Genomic DNA, 17,133 nt, shown 5'->3' with positions numbered 1-17,133 from the left:
TGTCGATGTGTTCTTTCCTCTGGAACGACACTAACCGTCTTGGCGGAGTACGACACCAGCTTCGCTCACAACAGGATGTGGCCGAGTTTCGATAGCGGCCTTTGAAAGGCGTCGATACAGATCACGCCGGCGAACGAGCGGCCACCAGTCATATAGAAAAATCTCCAAGGGGCGCCAGTTTGCAACCCACCCTAAGATCAATAGGCTCTCCTCCAGAAGTCGCCGCAACGGGTTAGCAAACAGCGCGCCAACGACTACATGCGCAAAGAGCAGACACGTGATCAGAATGGCTAGTCCGATTGCCAGCGACCAGCGGCCTATTCTGAACAGTTCGTTGATATCTCTTTGAGTTGCGCTCGCTCGGTCCGCAAAATAGTGATCAAAGGCGTCGCGGAGTTCCAGCGCGGCTTTCGCTTGCGCATCAGTATTAGGATGATGAACTCGAATTCGGATCGGTTGTCGGACCGAAAGCTCGCGCGCCCAGCCGACAATGTATTCTTCCGCCTCCTTGTCGAGGTCACGCTCGCGGAACGGGAAGGGGTCGAGGGTGTGGAAGAGCTGGGCGATGTCGTCGACCCGAAGTTCGATCACCTCTTCGGACGCTTGGGCAATCATCTGGTTGCATGCTCCGGATTTTCGGCGCCCTCGCTTGCTTCAAGTCAATACCGCTTATCAAGGGTCATCTATCTTACGTTCCAGTTTTTTGGCGTAAAGGAGGTTTGCCATCGAAAAGCCCGCTGTCGCTGAGCCGACAATGCTGCCGGACAGCCCGCACGCTCTGCCTGTCGCTGAGCTGCTTCGGCAGTTGCGTGTGTCCGGTGCCGAAGGGCTCTCCGATGCTGAGGTCAAGGCGCGGCGAAAGCGTTTTGGTGCAAACACGATCTCCTCGCGGCGCCCCATCGGCGGAATGCTGCTGCTATTGCACCAATTCAAGAGTTCGGTCGTCTATCTCTTGAGTTGCGCAGCTGGACTGGCGTTTTATTTCGGCGAACTAGAGGAGGGCAGCGCCATCTTTGCGGTTCTCGCCATCAACACGCTGATCGGCTTCGGGACAGAGCTGAAAGCGGCGCGGTCAATTGAGGCTTTGCGAACGCTTGGAGCGCGCGGCACCCGCGTCCGACGCGAGGGTCGCGTTCATGTCGTGCCGGCCCAGGAGCTCGTTCCGGGCGATCTTGTTGTCTTGGATGCTGGCGACGCCGTGTCGGCTGACCTCCGCCTCATTGAGACTTCCAGTCTGTCCGCAGACGAGTCGACGCTGACAGGTGAATCGGTCGCCGTCGCCAAGCAGACGCGCCCGGTCAGCGCAGACACGCGTCTCGGCGATCGCGCCTCTATGGCGTTCAAGGGCACCGCGATCACGCGGGGAACAGGCACCGGGATCGTCGTGGCGACCGGCCTCCGCACGGAACTTGGTCGGGTGACGCGGCTTGTCTTCGAAGCCGACCCAGGCAGTTCGCCTCTCGAACGCAAGCTCGGGCGCCTGTCAACGCAGCTTGTCTTGGCGACCATCGTCGTCGCCATTGCAATTGGTGTCGCCGGCCTCATCGGCGGTGAAGATCCCCTCGTGATGGTGGAGGCGGCAATCGCGCTCGCCGTGGCCGCAATTCCCGAGGGCCTCCCGGTCGTCGCAACGCTTGCGCTCGCCCGTGGCATGTGGCGCATGGCGCGGCAGAATGCGCTGATCGAGCGTCTTTCCGCAGTCGAGACGCTCGGGGCCACCACCGTCATTCTCACTGACAAAACCGGCACCTTGACCGAAAACCGAATGACGGTGCGGCGGCTCTGCACTGACTCAACTGAAGTCGTGCTCGATACGGAGGGGCCAAAGAAGAGTGAGCGTTTGCTGCTCGCCGGTGATCGACTGGCAGCCGCCCTGCTCCGCATTGCGGTTCTTTGCAATGATGCCCATCTCGACCGCGTGGACGAAGGCGGCAGCGGGGACCCGATGGAAGTCGCACTCTTACGTGCCGGATTGCACGTGGGCTTGAGGCGGGCGGCGTTGCTGGATGGGCATCGGATTCTTCGCAAGCACGCCTTCGATCCTGCCACTAAGATGATGGCGACGGCTCACGAATGTGGGGACGGCGTGCTGGTGGCGGTGAAGGGAGCGCCGGAAGCGGTCTTGGCGGTGGCGACGCGCGTAACCACCGAGCATGGCGAGATCGCTCTTGACGACCAGGCTCGAGCGGAGTGGCTAGGCCGGGCCGATCAGCTCGGCCATAGCGGCCTGCGCGTACTCGCCTGCGCGATGAAAATGGACGAGCTGGCCGATGCACCGCCATACGAGGGATTGGTCCTGGTCGGCCTCATCGGTCTGGAAGACCCCGCGCGTGTCGACGTACCGCAGGCGATTCAGGAATGCCAGAAGGCGGGAATTCGGGTCGTCATGGTCACTGGCGACCACGCCGTGACCGCGCGAAGCATCGGTCGCGCCGTCGGTCTCGAGAACATTGCGAATGTCGTGGAAGGTAAGAGGATTGCGCAGGTGATCGAGACGGGCCAGCCTGCACTCCGCGACGTCGGAGTTTTCGCAAGAGTGAACCCCGATGAGAAGCTTGCCCTCGTCAGGGCCTATCAGGCCGCGGGTGAGATCGTCGCCATGACCGGGGACGGGGTAAACGACGCACCCGCCTTGCGGCAGGCAGATATCGGCGTGGCAATGGGCCTGCGGGGCACCGATGTCGCACGCGAGGCGGCGGCCATGATCTTGCTTGACGACGCATTTCCGACCATCGTTGGGGCGATCCGCGAAGGCCGCATCATCTTCGCCAATATTCGGCGTTTCGTCGCCTATCTCTTGTCCTGCAATCTCAGCGAGGTGATGGTGGTTGGATTAGCCGTGTTGTCGGCGCTCCCTTTACCGCTGCTGCCGCTGCAAATTCTGTATCTCAATCTCGTGACGGACGTCTTTCCGGCCTTCGCACTCGCGATGGGCGAAGGTGAAGCCGGTATCCTCAAGCATCCGCCGCGCGATCCAAGAGAGCCCATTTTGGGTCGGCGGCAATGGATCACGATAATCCTGCAGGCCAGTGCGTTGACCGCTGGCACGTTCGGGGCGCTGGCTGCATCGTCTTGGATCGGTCTCGATTCTCGAGCAACGGTGACTGTCACGTTCTTCACGCTTGGTTTCGCGCAGCTCTGGCACACGTTTAACATGCGCGATTCGAAGTCACCGCTCGTCTTAAACGAAATCACTCGAAATGGTTGGCTTTGGAGCGCGCTCTTGCTTTGCGCAATGCTCCTCGCAGTGCCGCCCTACCTGCCACCGGCTGCGCGTCTATTGCAGCTTGCTCCTCCCACAGCCGAGATGTGGTTAATCGTCGTTCTTCTTAGTCTGGCTCCGCTCGTCGTCACGCAGGCAATCAGCGCTGCTGTCAGAGGATGGCTGACCAGGGGCGAAGACGGCTCTAGCCGGAAGCGTACAATTGCTAGGCGAAAATGCACCCTACAAAGTGGTGCAAAGGAACGGTCGGGAGGTTGAAGTGAAGGAGTTACTAAGCTTCATATTACCTTACATCATTGGCATGATGTGTATCGGCGTCATTCTCTGGCTCATAACATCCGCTCCTGATCGAATTCCAAGTTGATAGCGGATGAGCTTCTTGCGCATGCGGTGACAGAACTGCTCCATCGACTGATGGATTGCCTCGAAGTTGGCCAATACCGTTTCCGCTTGTAGGCGTTCCGGTGTGCCATTAGCAGAGGCGTCGCGCAACTTACTCAGATAGTTCACGCGTTCTCGAGCCCTTGCCGTCCTGACCTCGGCAAACTGCAGATGCTCCAGATCCCGGCCCATCTCCTCCTCTTTGGCGACCATGAGCGTCATGAGCGGCCGGATTGTTGTTGCTGAGTTCCTGGCTCGTCAGGAGGTCAAAATAGTGATCGATATTGGCCTATTGGACGTTGCCGATTGCTGCAGCGCTCTCCGGCACGAGAATGATTTGGGTCAATATGACCCACGGCGATGCCGGTATCTTGCCGCGTATGGCCGAATTAACGCCGACCCGTCCCCAGCTCAAATCATGCCGCGTCAATCTCGACACTGGACGCGAAAACGTGGCTGTGATTTCGCGGCGCTCGACCGCCCTGCGCCCGGAAGTGTTTCGCGGCTTCAGCAGGGTTGAGCTGCGCAGCAGCTCGAAAGTGCTGCTGGCGACCCTGCTGCTGACCGACGACGATAGCCTAGTGGGACCAAACGAGCTCGGGCTTGCGGAGCCCGCCTTTCACCGCTTTGCAGAGCCGATCGGCACTTTCGTTTCGGTCACGCCCGCACCGTCGCCGGCAAGTCTGGACGCCGTGCGCGGAAAGATTCAGGGACGAACACTAGGGGCTTCCGATATAGACGCTATTGTCGAAGATCTCGCGCACTATCGCTATTCGGACGTGGAAATTGCCGCGTTCCTTGTCAGTTCGGCCGGCTTCATGACGTCAGGAGAGCTGCTCGCGCTCACCGGCGCCATGTCCAAAGCCGGCACACAGCTCAAATGGAATTCGAACGTCATCGTCGACAAGCATTGCATTGGCGGTATTCCAGGGAATCGTACTTCCATGATCGTAGTGCCGATCGTGGCAGCGCATGGCTTGACCATCCCCAAGACCTCATCTCGCGCGATCACTTCGCCTGCCGGAACGGCCGACACGATGGAAGTGCTGGCGCGAGTTGATCTCAGTGTGGAGGCCATGAAGGAGGTCGTCGCCGCTTGTAACGGCTGTCTCGTTTGGGGAGGCCACGTCAACCTGTCGCCGGCTGATGATATTCTGATCGGCGTCGAACGGCCGCTCTCGCTCGACACTCATGAGCAAATGGTTGCCTCCATCCTGTCCAAGAAGCTTGCGGCGGGCTCGACTCATCTTCTCATCGATCTGCCGATCGGACCGAAGGCAAAGCTCACCAGCGCATCGGAAGCAATGCGGCTCCGCAAGCTGTTCGAGTTCGTCGGCGATCATTTCGGCATTGAGACGGAAGTCGTGACGACAGACGGCCGCCAGCCGATAGGTAGCGGCATAGGTCCGGCGCTCGAAGCCCAGGATGTCATGGCGGTGCTGGCTAACGAGCCTCTCGCGCCGCGCGATTTGCTCGAAAAGTCATTGAGGCTAGCCGCCCATCTTCTGGAACGTGACCCGGCGTTGCGGGGCGGCGCAGGCTATGCCCGCGCGCGCGAACTGTTGGAGAGCGGCGCCGCGCTTCGACAAATGCAGAAGATCATCGAAGCTCAAGGCCCGACGTTGTATCGGCTTGAAACCGGCCCGCTGACAGCCGATATACGTGCCGCGAAAGATGGCATCGTGTCCACCATCGATTGCCTTCGCTTGAACCGGTTGGCGCGTACCGCTGGCGCGCCCCTGGATAAAGGGGCGGGGATCAAGCTGTTCAAGAAGATCGGCGACGGTGTCGATCAAGGCGAGCCACTTTACCGCATTCACGCGTTTGAGCCGTCCCAGTTCGAGCTTGCGTTGGCAATGGCTCTGAGCGAGCCTGGCTATCAGGTCGACGGTCACAACTCGCCTGCCGGGGTGAGAGCATGATGGGCGCCGTGATCCAGTGGATGCCGACCTCTGCCGGCATTGGCAGGGCCCTCGCGGAGCAGCTTGACGCCCCCGGGCATGAGATTGCCTTGCATCGATTTCCCGACGGAGAGCTGCGCGTTACCGTCGGGCCGGCCGCACCGACGACTGTCATTTGCTGTTCGCTCAATGATCCGAACGAAAAGCTGATCGCGCTGTTGTTCGCAGCGGAAGCATTACGGCGTGGAGGAGCCCATCGGCTGGTGCTGGTTGCGCCTTATCTCGGATACATGCGTCAGGACGCGGCGTTCCACGCCGGCGAAGCTATCAGTCAGCGCGCCATTGGCGATCTCCTCGCAAAGACCTTCGACCGTGTGGTCACGGTGGAAGCGCATCTGCACCGCACCGCGACCTTGAGCCAGGTATTTCCCGGACTCGAGACCGACAATCTGTCCGCGGCGTCGGCGATCGAATCCATGCTTCGCGCTCATACGCTCGACTCCACCACCCTTGTCGTCGGTCCCGACACAGAATCCCTGCCCTGGGTAAGCGGTCTCGCGGACCGGCTCGGGCTGGCCTTTGCCGTGGGGGAGAAGGTCCGCTTTGGCGATCGTTCTGTACAGATCGTCTTCTCCGATGCCGCACGGCTTTGGCACCGTCCTGTGGTCCTCGTTGACGATATCGTCTCCTCGGGCGGCACGCTTTTTATCTGCGCGGAAGCGCTTGCATCATCTGGCGTCAGCTCAATCGATGCCGTGGTGGTTCACGCGCTGTTCCCGCCGGAGTTGCTGAACGAATTCAGTCGCGCCGGCATCCGTTCATTACGGTCCACCAACAGCGTGCCCCATCCGACCAACGGCATTGCCCTGGATCGCATTCTCGCCGACGCATTGCGGCGAGAGGTGGTCGTCACGTCGATCGCGGAGAATGGAGCGTGAGCATCACCATCCAGTTTTGCGGCGCAGCCCGCACGGTCACCGGCTCTTGCTACCTTTTCAATACGCCCACAGGACGCCTCCTGGTCGATTGCGGTCTGTTTCAGGGGCCGAAAACATTGAAGGCGCTGAACTATGCTCCGTTTCCGTTTCGTCCGAAGGAGATTGATGCGGTGTTGCTGACACACGCGCATATCGACCACAGCGGCCTGTTGCCAAAGCTCAAGCGCGAGGGCTTTTCCGGCCACATCTTGGCAACACGCGGCACCATCGACCTGTGTTCGTACATGCTTCCCGATGCAGGAAACATACAAGAGTCCGAGGTCGCCGCTTTGAATCGGCGGAACACGGCTCGCGGTCGTGATGAAGTCAAACCCATCTACACCCAAGCCGACGCAATGGCCACGCTCGATGCTTTTCGGCCAGTCGAATACCAGAGATGGTTCGAAGCGATGCCAGGCGTCCGCGCCCGTTACTGGAACGCGGGCCATCTGCTCGGCTCTGCCTCGATCGAGATCGAATTTGCCAGCCGCGGTGCGGGCGAAGCGCCATTGCGCATACTCGCGTCCGGCGATCTCGGACCGGACGCCAAGTTACTGGAGCCGGACCCGGATGCTCCGGCCGGTTTCGACTATGTAATTTCGGAGTCCACCTATGGCGACAGCGACCGCCCATCGACAACAGCGTCGCTCAGGCGCGCAAACTTGGCGCAGGAGGTGCGCGATGCTGCTGCCACCAAGGGCGCATTGCTTATTCCAGCCTTTGCCGTTGAGCGCACGCAAGAGCTGATCGTCGATCTCGTTTACCTGATGGAGCGGGGGGAGATACCCACCGCGCCCGTGTTTCTGGACTCTCCACTGGCGATCCGGGCCACCGAGGTGTTCCGCAGACACGCGGCAAGTCTCGATGCCGATCTCGACCTCGATAGGTTGCTGGCCTCGCCGCAATTGCGGTTCACCGAGACGGTCGACGAGAGCAAGTCGATCGCCAGGCTGTCCGGCTTTCACATCATTATCGCGGCTAGCGGTATGTGCGAGGCCGGTCGCATCCGGCATCACTTGAAGCGCTGGTTGTGGCGGCGTGAAGCGACTGTGCTGCTGGTCGGCTTCCAAGCGCAGGGCACGCTCGGGCGATTCCTGCACGACGGCGCAAAGGCTGTGCGGATACGGGGCGAGGAAGTCAAGGTCGCGGCGCGAATAAGGTACCTCGATGCATATTCCGGGCATGCCGACGGCCCCGAACTGGCTCGCTGGATTGCCTCGCGGCGGCCGATTCATCGCGGCGTGTTCATCACCCACGGCGAGGAGCCCGCACTCGAAGGTCTCGCCCAACGAATAGCCGAGCGAACAATCCCGACTGCCAGCATCTTCAAGCCCGTGCTCGATGACATTTACGAACTTTCCACGGCCGCGCCAACGCCTCTCGACGTCGTGCGGCGGCGTAGGCTTGCTCCCGATGCCGTCGTCAATCTCGACTGGCACAACGATATGTCCAGGCTAATTCTCGATATCAACGAGCAGATCGATGCAGCGGCGGACGACCGGGCGCGCGGCGTGATCATACGGAGACTGCGAAGAGCTCTCGAACAGGTGTGAAGCGTGCATCTGCAAACTCGGTTGAGATCTACCCGCTACGCGATCGTTACCTTGACGCTCACGATACCTGCGCTGGCCGCCATGCCGGTCAACCCAATCGCCACCTGACAAATAGCTGACATAGATCAACAACCTCCCGTTACCCGGACAGTAGTATGCTTCCGCCCTATCGATGCAGTGCCCGCTGAGTCTCCGCTTCGCGGAGGTTATGCGCGCTGGCTGCGTGGAGAGACTAATGACAAAATCTCGTCGCATGGGCTCGCGTTTGACGTCATGGTCGAGCCGAGTTCGAGTCATGCTCGCATTGGCGCTTATCGGCTTACCATCCGTTGCAATGGCCGAGGATGCCATTAAGCTCACGCCCGAGCAGGCAACGAGTTTGGGGGTTCGCGTCGTTCATCCAGTCGCGAGTCCGACCGACAAGACGCTGCCCTATCCTGCGCAGATCGTGATTCCCACGCCGCAATTGTGGGTCGTGAGCAGTCCGGTGGCCGGCATGGTGACCGGCCTTTCGGTCGCGCGAGGGGACCGCGTCCGCGCCGGTCAGCCACTCGTCGCGATGGAAAGTCCGAGCTTCGTCTCGCAGCAGCGCGACTACCTGCAAGCCGTTGCACAGGACATTCTGGCCACCCAACAACTGAACCGCAACACCCAGCTCTACCAGACGAATACTGTGGCGCAACGAGTTCTGGAGGCCAGTCAGACCGAAGCCCGGCAAACGAGCATTCTGGTTGCGGAGCGGCGGCAGGTGCTTCGGCTGAGCGGCCTTTCGGATGATGCAATCACGAAGCTGACCAACGAGGCTGCGATCAACGCGACGCTTTCGGTTGCAGCGCCGCGATCGGCGACCGTCGTCGACATCCTGGTTTCTCCTGGCCAGCGAGTGGAGCAAACGGCTTCGCTGATCAAGCTCGCACAACTATCTCCCCTATGGATTGAGATAGCGGTTCCTGCATCGAACATCCGCGCCATCAGGTCGGGCGCGAAGGTGGAAGTTGATGGTTATACGACGCTGGGCGAGGTCGTGCTGATCTCTGAAACCGCCGATGCGGGGACCCAGACCATCCTTGTCCGCGCGGAAGTCGCCAATACGGGCGAACTGCGGCCCGGGCAGACAGCTCAGGCGCGAATAGGCTTTGCCTCCTCGGCTGAAAGCGCATGGGAGCTTCCCTATACTGCGTTGATCCGGCGCGGCGAGCAGGCCTCGGTGTTCGTGGCAACCCAGGGCGGCTTTCGTCTGGTACCGGTCACGCTGCTCGAGGAGGACCAGGACCACGTCGTGGTCTCCGGCGCCATAACCGACAAGGACGAAGTCGCTGTCGGCGGTATCTCCGCGCTGCGCGGAATCCTGCTCAAGCTCGGAGCCGGCTAGTCATGCTCAAGCGCCTTGTCGCATTTGCGCTTTCCCAGCGGCTGTTCGTTTCGCTCGGCGTGCTTCTGCTGATTGGTGCCGGGGTGGTGATGCTGCCGAGCCTGCCGATCGACGCCTTTCCGGACGTCTCGCCCGTCCAGGTCAAGGTGATCATGAAGGCGCCCGGTCTCACCCCGGAAGAGGTCGAGCAGCGGATCACCGTTCCGATCGAGCTTGAACTGCTTGGGCTACCGAACAAGAAGATCCTTCGCTCCACGACCAAATATGCGCTTGCGGACATTACCGTCGATTTTGAGGACGGCACTGATATTTACTGGGCGCGTAACCAGGTGTCGGAACGCCTGTCCAACATCTCGCGCGACCTTCCCGAGGGAGTGACTGGTGGGTTGGCGCCGATAACGAGCCCGCTCGGCGAAATGTTCATGTTCACGATCGACAGTCCCGACCTGTCGCTGACCGAGCGACGCAGCCTGCTCGATTGGGTGATCCGCCCGGCGCTGCGCACCGTTCCTGGTGTCGCCGACGTCAACTCGCTGGGCGGCTATGTCCGGGCCTTCGAGATTGTGCCCCTTAGCGATGCTCTCGCGGCACGCGGCATTTCCTATGAGCTGTTTCGGCGTGCCATTGATGCCAACAGCCGCAATGATGGCGCTGGCCGAGTCAACCAGGGCGAAGACAGCGCGCTGGTACGGGTCGAGGGCAGCATCCGCTCGATCGAGGATATCAGGCAGATCGTCATCGACACCAAGGACGGCATTCCGATCCGGGTCAAGGATGTGGCCCGGGTCCAGGCGGGGTCGTTGACGCGCTATGGCGCGGTCACGGCCGATGGTCGCGGCGAGACCGTCGAAGGACTCGTTCTTGGCCTGCGCGGAGCCAACGCCCGCCAGCTTGTCAGCGATATCCGCGCCCGCCTCGACGAGCTCAAGCCATGGCTGCCTCAGGGCGTCACCATCAACGTGTTCTACGACCGTGGCCGGCTGGTCGACCGAGCCGTGGGAACGGTGATCCGCGCGCTCGGCGAGGCGACCGTCCTGGTCATTGTTCTGCTGCTGCTGTTTCTCGGCAACTGGCGCGCCTCGCTAGTGATCGCCCTGAGCCTGCCGCTTGCGATCGTCATCGCGCTGATCGTCATGCGTGTCGTCGGGATGTCGGCGAATCTGATGAGCCTTGGCGGTCTTGCCATCGCGATCGGCATGCTGATCGACGCGCTGGTGGTGGTCGTCGAGAACGTGGTGGGGAATCTCAGCAAGGAACCGACGGGAAGGGCAACCCCGCTCGTCCATGTCATTTTCCGGTCGGTGTGCGAGGTCCTGCAGCCGGTCGCGTCGGGCGTGCTGATCATCATCATCGTATTCGTGCCACTGCTGACGCTTCAGGGACTCGAGGGAAAGCTGTTCATCCCCGTCGCTCTTGCGATCATTTTCGCGCTCGGCGCTTCACTGCTGCTGGCACTCACGGTAATTCCTGTCGCGACCTCTTTTCTGCTGAAGAGCACGTCACACCACGAGCCGTGGCTGATCCGGACCGCCACGGTCCTGTACGCCCCTGCACTTAGTTGGGCCCTGAAGAACGAGCGCAAGGTCATCATCGCGGCCGTCGTCGCGTTGGCCGCAGCAGGCTATGCCTACACACAACTCGGCAAGACATTTATGCCGACGATGGACGAAGGCGATACGATCGTCAGCGTCGAGGCGCTGCCGTCGATTAATCTCGACGAAATGATTGCGATCAACAAGAAGCTCCAGTCCGCCATCCTGGCCAAGGTGCCGGACGTGAAAGGCATCGTGGCCCGAACCGGATCAGACGAACTCGGGTTGGATCCGATGGGACCGAATCAGACTGATACATTCCTGGTTCTGAAATCCGCAGAAGAGCGAAAGTCGACCGACAACTCCTCCCTGATTGAGGAGCTTCGGCACGTGCTGGCTGATTTTCCCGGCTTGTCGCTTAGCTTCACGCAGCCGATCGACATGCGCGTGCAGGAGATGATCAGCGGCGTGCGAGGAGACGTCGCCGTGAAGATCTTTGGGCCCGACATCGCGAAGCTCAATGAGATTGCCGGCAAGCTGTCCGCCGTACTGTCCAGCATCGAGGGCGCCGAGGACGTCTACACCACCCTCAACGAGGGGGCGCAATACTATACGGTTGCAGTGAACCGCATGGAGGCGGGACGTCTTGGCCTGACCGTCGATGCGATCTCAAACTCGCTGCGCACCCAGATCGAAGGTCGAACCATCGGCACGGTACTGGAAGAAGGGCGCCGTACTCCGATCTTGATTCGGGGCAGCGAAACGACGCGCGAAGCGCCCACGCTCTTGGCGAGCCTGCCGCTCACACTTGCCAACGGCCAGCACGTCGCGCTCTCGCAGGTGGCCCGCATTCATCGGGTTGACGGCCCCGTCGTGGTCAGCCGCGAGAACGGATATCGAATGAGCATCGTGCGCACCAACGTGCGGGGGCGCGACATGGTCGGTTTCGTCGAGGCTGCCAAGCAGAAGGTAGCGGCGGAGCTACCTCTGCCGCAGGGCTACCGCCTCACTTGGGGCGGTCAGTTCGAAAATCAGCAACGCGCCGCCGCGCGCCTTTCGATCGTGGTGCCGGTTGCGATCGGGCTCATCTTTCTGCTGCTGTTCACGGCATTCGGCTCGATCCGTCAGGCGCTTTTGGTATTGGTCAATATCCCGTTTGCGGCGATTGGCGGCGTCTTTGCGCTGGTGGTGACCGGTGAATACCTGTCGGTTCCCGCTTCCGTGGGATTCATCGCACTGCTGGGCATCGCCGTGCTTAACGGCGTCGTGCTGGTCTCGTATTTCAACCAGCTCCGCGCCCACGGATTGCCGGAGGGACGCATCGTCGTGGAGGGTGCCAAGCGCAGGCTCCGACCGGTCTTGATGACGGCGAGTATCACTGCGCTCGGCCTCGTCCCACTTCTTTTCGCGAGCGGTCCGGGCTCGGAGATCCAGCGTCCGCTGGCCATCGTGGTGATTGGCGGCCTCGTCTCGTCGACGGCTTTGACACTGATCCTTCTGCCGATTCTGTATCGCCGGTTCGGCGGCATCGCCAAGGAGGCCAAATGAGTGCCGAACGGGTCTGCCTGACGCTCATCGCCGCACGATCGCTTCAGGACGAGCTTTTCGACTATCTGCGCGAACAGCGCGATCTTGTGCCGGGCTTCACGGCCTCCGACGCCGCGGGACACGGTCCCGACGTCCGCCTGCAAACGTCGGCCGAGCGGGTCAAGGGGCACGCCGACGAGATCATGGTGCGGAAAATTCTTCAGGAGCAAGAGGCCGCGCAACTGTTGGAGCGGCTCAAGATCGCATTCGCGGGATCCAGAATGGTTTATTGGATCATGCCCGTATCGGAATTTGGAGTGATCGATATCCCCAATCGATAAGGTATCCGCGGCCGCAATAACATGCCTGCTGCGGGCCGAGGCTGTTCAAGCTGAAACCCTCGAGAGGGCCTGAACTCAGTCCAGCGCCATTTGTGGCTCTCACCGCAGGCGCTCGAAAAAAATGCCGACTTTCATTCTCGCTCACCGTTTGCTGGAGGCGTCCTCGCGCCGAGGCGACATCTTCCAATCTCGACCGGACTAGCGGTGATCAAAGTCGATGCCGGGCCCCCGCCGCTCCATTGAACGTCGCTTGTTGGCCTCGTCGCTTGCTTGCCGATGCACCTGCGCACGCGCGTTTGATCGACCTTGAACTGGCGCAGTGACGTTGCCAAGATTGATATCTTGAATGCCCGAGAAGCCACGTGCCCCATTAACTCGATCCGATTCATGGGCGAGTTGCGTGAGGCTTTGCGGCAAGTCCTTCGCGAGAAGGTTGAATTATGATGCGATTTGCGAGCCGAACAGCCAGCCGATGGCCACAATAGGCCCCAGGAGCGTGAGCAGGACTGGCAAGGCGATCTAGGTCTCCGGTAATCGGGATCGGTAGCTTAGCTCGTGGGCCAGGCGTCGCAACAACAAAGCTGGAACAGCGGCCCGCGCCCGAAAGCTTCTAAGCAGCGGGGCCAGCCACACCTACAAGACAGAGCACCAAAACGGAGCGCGCGAATGAGGGCCGGTCGATTTCGTTCGCTCCACTGCTTCAATATTCTCGTTGATTCAGATCAACTTCGCGCGCTCGGGACAGCCTACTTTTCCAACATGAGGGTCAAGCCATGAAGAACGTCGCGAGCAATGACTACGGCCCGGTCGCCAAGACGTTGCACTGGGTGACGGTTCTTCTCGTTATCGTTGCCTGGACCTTGGGAATGTTCGGTGAAGAGCTTTCCGAAAATTCGGCTCAGGGCTTTAGGTTACTTACACATATCTGGATCGGATTGGCTATTCTGATGGTCGCAGTCGTGCGAATACCGTGGCGTATTGCAAACCCGCCGCCGGAAAGCGTACCCACCGAGTTCGGCAGATGGTTGGTAGAGTGGACCGATCCGGCGTCTCGGTTGATGCATTACGTCCTCTATGGACTTTTGGTGTTGGTACCTGCGTTCGGCATCGCGCTTCAGTTCGCACAAGGCCACTCGCTACTTCTATTTGGGCTCGGAGAAATTCCATCGCCGTGGCTCGCTGATAAAGTGTTCGCGCACAGCGTCAAGGAAGTGCACGAGGTTCTGGCCAACGTTCTCGTGATTTTGGCGGCATTTCATATGATCGCCGCGCTCGTGCATCATATTGTTTTTGGCGACAACACTCTACGACGCATGCTGCCGCGCCTGCGCAAGCAGATGTGAAGTGGCTCTGCGGCCCACGGTCGCGGAAAACTTCGTGCCAACGCCATAGCCGAATTCCGAGCGATCGGCGAGAGGTATCACCTCGTTTGCATTTGACCAAAATCAAGATGCGATTGCGGTTAAAGACAATGATGCGCCTGTGCACTTGACCTATGAGGAGGAGAAACGTCGTGAGAGCTCTAAGCAAGAGTGCGGTGGTCGCGCTTGCCATCGCGGCGGCAATTTTCGGCACAGCCGTCGCCCAGGAGCAGCCCGCGCAGCAAGGTACGTCGCCCGGATGGTCCTGGGGTCCCCGCGGCATGATGGGTTACGGGTTCATCGGCATGATGGGCGATGGTTCCATGGGCCCTGGGATGATGGGAGGGAGCAGATCCGCGGAAGCGATGTGTGCCGCGATGGGCAGCCATATCGAGGGACGCTTGGCCTACATCAAAGCGGAGCTCAAGGTGACGAATGCGCAGGAGTCGCTTTGGAACGCCTACGCTACTGCCGCGCGCGACAATGCGAAAGCCTTGGTTGCCCGCTGCACGACCATGATGGGCAAACGTGATTCTCACCTAAGTTTGCCGGACCGGCTTGACCAGAGTGAGCAGCTATTGAGCGCACAACTCGATGCGATGCGTGTCATGAACAAGACGCTCAAGCCTCTCTACGATACGCTCAGCGACGGTCAGAAAAAAGCTGCGGATCAGTTGTTTTGGAGTCCGATGGGCATGATGTGATCGAAGGAACGTTGGACAAGAACCGCTATCCATGGTCTTTAAGAACAATGGTTATCCGGCTTCTTGCTAGAACCGTTCGTCAACCGGGTGAACCGACGCGACGCCATGCGTGAGGTTCTGGCGCTCAACGTAGCTAGTTGAAACGTATTGATCCGGATCGCCGGATACTACCTCGCTGTCTACCGCTACTACGGCGGCCGGGGTAGCGGCCCTGCGCTTCCTTTACGAGGTGCGTTACCGAGTAGGTTTTACGATCACGCCATGCGAGGCACTGTCGCCGAACGCATCGCGGGCCCCGTAATCCCGTTTGAAAAGCCCAGCGTCGTTCTTTCAGCCGGTGATCCGAGTGGATGCGCAACAAGGTTGGGCGCGAAGCGAACGTGCGCCTTTGATCGAAGGGAAGATGGGTCCCAAGGAGATCGGCAAGCTCATGAGGCCCAGAAGGCCGTCCTTGAAGATGAGGATGACGAAGAAGAGGCCGCCAACTGAGGCGGCCTCACTATTCCGGCATTTTCAGCGGGCCTATCACCAGCCGATAGCGCGGGACCCAAGACGCGTTCCAGCTTTCCAGAGTAATCCCGCACACTGCACAATCAAATCTGCCGGCCTGTCGAGTTGGAGCGGAAGACTCAAGGCGAAGGTAGATCGCCCCGCACACGCACGTCCTGTAATTCGGCTCACTCATACGAAGCTAACGCGCCCTTCTAGTGCTTTGAGTCGCCTTTCTGAATGGCGAAGGCGGCGTGGAATAGCGGTCGAGCGTCGGAGCGAACCTCTATCGAAATGGGGCGGCCATCAGTCTGAGCCGTGTCCCGCGCGATCTGCGCGAGCGTCTGGGCGGCCTCGATCTTTGCGGCCCGGTCGTCCTATAGCTCTACCCTTTCTTCATCGGGATAGAAGCCCGTCTCGTCTCTGATGTCGAAGAAGTAGAGCGTCATGCATGCCAACAAGAGCGCAAGCGAGTTAGTTCCTGCCGCACTAGCCGTCCCAGGTTCGCTTGCCGCACTTGCATTCGAATATGCGGACATGTTTGCCGGTGTGCACATTCAACATGGTGCGCACCAATTCTGGTTGCTTGCCGCAGCTGCAGGACTTGATGAGTAGCTTCTCAATCTCTTGGATTCTTTGCCCTACTGGACCCATTGGACGCGCCTCCAAGACGCCGAGTCCTTAAGTTACAAAGTGAACAGTTGTTCCTCGGGCGTGGGGCCCGCGAAACGGCATGGAACGATCTCTCGCGACAATCCGAAACGGAACTCCGTTCACCCACGGAGAACCCCGGGCCATCCTTACGGAGAACCATGTGGGGAGCGGCCTTCCGTCCCTATAGAAACTCGTTATGCCGAATGGGGCATAGACTCGGTACGAATATTGGGAACGCCGACCAACCCATTCAGACCACTGCGATTTTCAAACTGGGCCACTGAGGCCGGACACAGTCCAGCGCCCAAAATCGTGGCTTTTATTCGCGGCCCAACTTCCCGCCGGCTGTCAGATCGGAACTTGGAGTGAATATCGATACCGTGCGCTCCAGGGTTTGAACCTGCCGGCCACAGGTCGCGCGAGAGCTAGGCCGTCCTTCTGTAGGAAAACGGGACTTCGAAAACTTGGGCTTAGCAATGTAGTGTTTCGGTCCGAGCGGTCTGCCGGCTCGTACTCGCCGCCTGCAGGCTAGCTCCCTCAACGAGGAGTGGATCCCGACAGATCCGCCAGGGCCTCCGGTAGGAAGGCCCAAGCCCGCGGTCATGCGGCAACCTCTCCCAGCCTTCGGACTGCCAGGGCCTCAACGTGCCGTGCCCAGCGTTGGAGCGCCTCGCGCATCTCGCTCGCATACCGGGCGCGGTTATACACCCCGGCAACGCCAGCCCGGTGACCGCTGACGTGGTTTAGGATCGCTTCCACGATGTGTGGCAAGACGCCTAGCTGGTCGGCCATCATCGTGGACGCTGATCTCCGAAGATCATGAACCGTCCAATGGGGCAGCGGCTCGCCCAAGGCTTGCGCAATGCGCGCATCAAGCGCCGACTTCGACTTTGACCAGCCCGAGAAACCACGGTGCGGGTCACCACTGCGTCGGGGTCCGTCACCGAAGAGGAAGTCTCGGCCATCCCGGCGGCGTGGGAGCAGGGCTAAGGCGGCGGGAACCAATGGCAGCACGTGCTCGCGATGGTTCTTGGTCCGGGTGGCTGGGAGTGTCCAGAGTCCCGAACCGGTATCAAGCTCGGCCCATTGTGCACTGCCTACTTCATCACGGCGTTGGG

At 60.4% G+C, this 17,133-nt stretch carries 13 protein-coding genes and 2 pseudogenes; 10 read left to right on the top strand and 5 right to left on the bottom strand.

The annotated features are described in order from the left end of the window. Positions 1-30: 30 nt before the first annotated feature. A complete protein-coding gene (locus CK489_RS02635) occupies positions 31-615 on the bottom strand; it encodes a hypothetical protein (protein ID WP_095731209.1) in 585 nt (194 codons plus the stop codon). A gap of 139 nt (positions 616-754) precedes the next feature. Between CK489_RS02635 and CK489_RS02630 the strand changes: the two genes are divergently transcribed. Beyond that, positions 755-3,481 (top strand): cation-translocating P-type ATPase, encoded by a 2,727-nt coding sequence (locus CK489_RS02630; RefSeq protein ID WP_095731208.1) that lies wholly within the window; start codon positions 755-757, stop codon positions 3,479-3,481. Between the two features lie 30 nt (positions 3,482-3,511). Here the strand turns inward: CK489_RS02630 and CK489_RS02625 are convergent, their stop codons facing one another. Then, positions 3,512-3,826 (bottom strand): hypothetical protein, encoded by a 315-nt coding sequence (locus CK489_RS02625; protein ID WP_095731207.1) that lies wholly within the window; start codon positions 3,824-3,826, stop codon positions 3,512-3,514. 158 nt (positions 3,827-3,984) lie between these two features. Between CK489_RS02625 and CK489_RS02620 the strand changes: the two genes are divergently transcribed. From CK489_RS02620 to CK489_RS02580, 8 genes are all read left to right on the top strand, one after another. After that, positions 3,985-5,526 carry a thymidine phosphorylase family protein gene (locus CK489_RS02620; RefSeq protein WP_095731216.1) on the top strand — a complete coding sequence of 514 codons (1,542 nt, stop codon included), beginning with the start codon at positions 3,985-3,987 and terminating at the stop codon, positions 5,524-5,526. Then, positions 5,523-6,443 (top strand): ribose-phosphate diphosphokinase, encoded by a 921-nt coding sequence (locus CK489_RS02615; RefSeq protein WP_095731206.1) that lies wholly within the window; start codon positions 5,523-5,525, stop codon positions 6,441-6,443. The genes CK489_RS02620 and CK489_RS02615 overlap by 4 nt, the downstream gene beginning before the upstream one ends. After that, complete coding sequence (locus tag CK489_RS02610) at positions 6,440-8,035, top strand: MBL fold metallo-hydrolase RNA specificity domain-containing protein (RefSeq protein WP_095731205.1); 1,596 nt, start codon at positions 6,440-6,442, stop codon at positions 8,033-8,035. The genes CK489_RS02615 and CK489_RS02610 overlap by 4 nt, the downstream gene beginning before the upstream one ends. Before the next feature lie 235 nt (positions 8,036-8,270). Continuing rightward, positions 8,271-9,407 (top strand): efflux RND transporter periplasmic adaptor subunit, encoded by a 1,137-nt coding sequence (locus CK489_RS02605; RefSeq protein WP_502694096.1) that lies wholly within the window; start codon positions 8,271-8,273, stop codon positions 9,405-9,407. Between the two features lie 2 nt (positions 9,408-9,409). Beyond that, the gene (locus CK489_RS02600; protein WP_095731203.1) at positions 9,410-12,487 is read left to right on the top strand and encodes an efflux RND transporter permease subunit; all 3,078 of its coding nucleotides are present in this window, start codon (positions 9,410-9,412) and stop codon (positions 12,485-12,487) included. Then, positions 12,484-12,807 (top strand): DUF3240 family protein, encoded by a 324-nt coding sequence (locus tag CK489_RS02595; RefSeq protein ID WP_095731202.1) that lies wholly within the window; start codon positions 12,484-12,486, stop codon positions 12,805-12,807. Before CK489_RS02600 ends, CK489_RS02595 begins: the two co-directional genes overlap by 4 nt. Positions 12,808-13,580: 773 nt before the next feature. After that, positions 13,581-14,150: a cytochrome b gene (locus CK489_RS02585; protein ID WP_095731201.1), complete on the top strand. Its 570-nt coding sequence runs from the start codon at positions 13,581-13,583 to the stop codon at positions 14,148-14,150. A gap of 170 nt (positions 14,151-14,320) precedes the next feature. Beyond that, a complete protein-coding gene (locus CK489_RS02580) occupies positions 14,321-14,872 on the top strand; it encodes a Spy/CpxP family protein refolding chaperone (RefSeq protein WP_095731215.1) in 552 nt (183 codons plus the stop codon). 47 nt (positions 14,873-14,919) lie between these two features. Here CK489_RS02580 and CK489_RS42845 read toward each other — a convergent pair. Both CK489_RS42845 and CK489_RS42840 read right to left on the bottom strand, forming a co-directional pair. After that, positions 14,920-15,040, bottom strand: a pseudogene (locus tag CK489_RS42845) (IS1 family transposase); the annotation flags it as partial. Between the two features lie 536 nt (positions 15,041-15,576). After that, a pseudogene (locus CK489_RS42840) lies at positions 15,577-15,726 on the bottom strand (DUF6894 family protein); the annotation flags it as partial. Between the two features lie 82 nt (positions 15,727-15,808). Between CK489_RS42840 and CK489_RS41200 the strand changes: the two are divergent. Then, the gene (locus CK489_RS41200; RefSeq protein ID WP_158226397.1) at positions 15,809-15,976 is read left to right on the top strand and encodes a hypothetical protein; all 168 of its coding nucleotides are present in this window, start codon (positions 15,809-15,811) and stop codon (positions 15,974-15,976) included. Positions 15,977-16,615: 639 nt separating this feature from the next. Here CK489_RS41200 and CK489_RS02570 read toward each other — a convergent pair. Next, positions 16,616-17,133, bottom strand: a 518-nt coding sequence (locus CK489_RS02570; protein ID WP_143278077.1) for a site-specific integrase, incomplete at its 5' end; no start/stop codon positions are given.

Source organism: Bradyrhizobium sp. UFLA03-84 (genome assembly GCF_002289535.1).
GTDB classification, from domain to species: domain Bacteria; phylum Pseudomonadota; class Alphaproteobacteria; order Rhizobiales; family Xanthobacteraceae; genus Bradyrhizobium; species Bradyrhizobium viridifuturi.
This window is presented reverse-complemented; position numbering and strand designations above follow the sequence as displayed.

Coding starts and splice junctions, on each gene's coding strand:
- CK489_RS02630 (WP_095731208.1), top strand. CDS start 755: ATGCTGCCGGACAGCCCGCACGCTCTGCCTGTCGCTGAGCTGCTTCGG.
- CK489_RS02595 (WP_095731202.1), top strand. CDS start 12,484: ATGAGTGCCGAACGGGTCTGCCTGACGCTCATCGCCGCACGATCGCTT.
- CK489_RS02635 (WP_095731209.1), bottom strand. CDS start 615: ATGATTGCCCAAGCGTCCGAAGAGGTGATCGAACTTCGGGTCGACGAC.
- CK489_RS02605 (WP_502694096.1), top strand. CDS start 8,271: ATGACAAAATCTCGTCGCATGGGCTCGCGTTTGACGTCATGGTCGAGC.
- CK489_RS02600 (WP_095731203.1), top strand. CDS start 9,410: ATGCTCAAGCGCCTTGTCGCATTTGCGCTTTCCCAGCGGCTGTTCGTT.
- CK489_RS02585 (WP_095731201.1), top strand. CDS start 13,581: ATGAAGAACGTCGCGAGCAATGACTACGGCCCGGTCGCCAAGACGTTG.
- CK489_RS02615 (WP_095731206.1), top strand. CDS start 5,523: ATGATGGGCGCCGTGATCCAGTGGATGCCGACCTCTGCCGGCATTGGC.
- CK489_RS41200 (WP_158226397.1), top strand. CDS start 15,809: ATGCATGCCAACAAGAGCGCAAGCGAGTTAGTTCCTGCCGCACTAGCC.
- CK489_RS02625 (WP_095731207.1), bottom strand. CDS start 3,826: ATGACGCTCATGGTCGCCAAAGAGGAGGAGATGGGCCGGGATCTGGAG.
- CK489_RS02620 (WP_095731216.1), top strand. CDS start 3,985: ATGGCCGAATTAACGCCGACCCGTCCCCAGCTCAAATCATGCCGCGTC.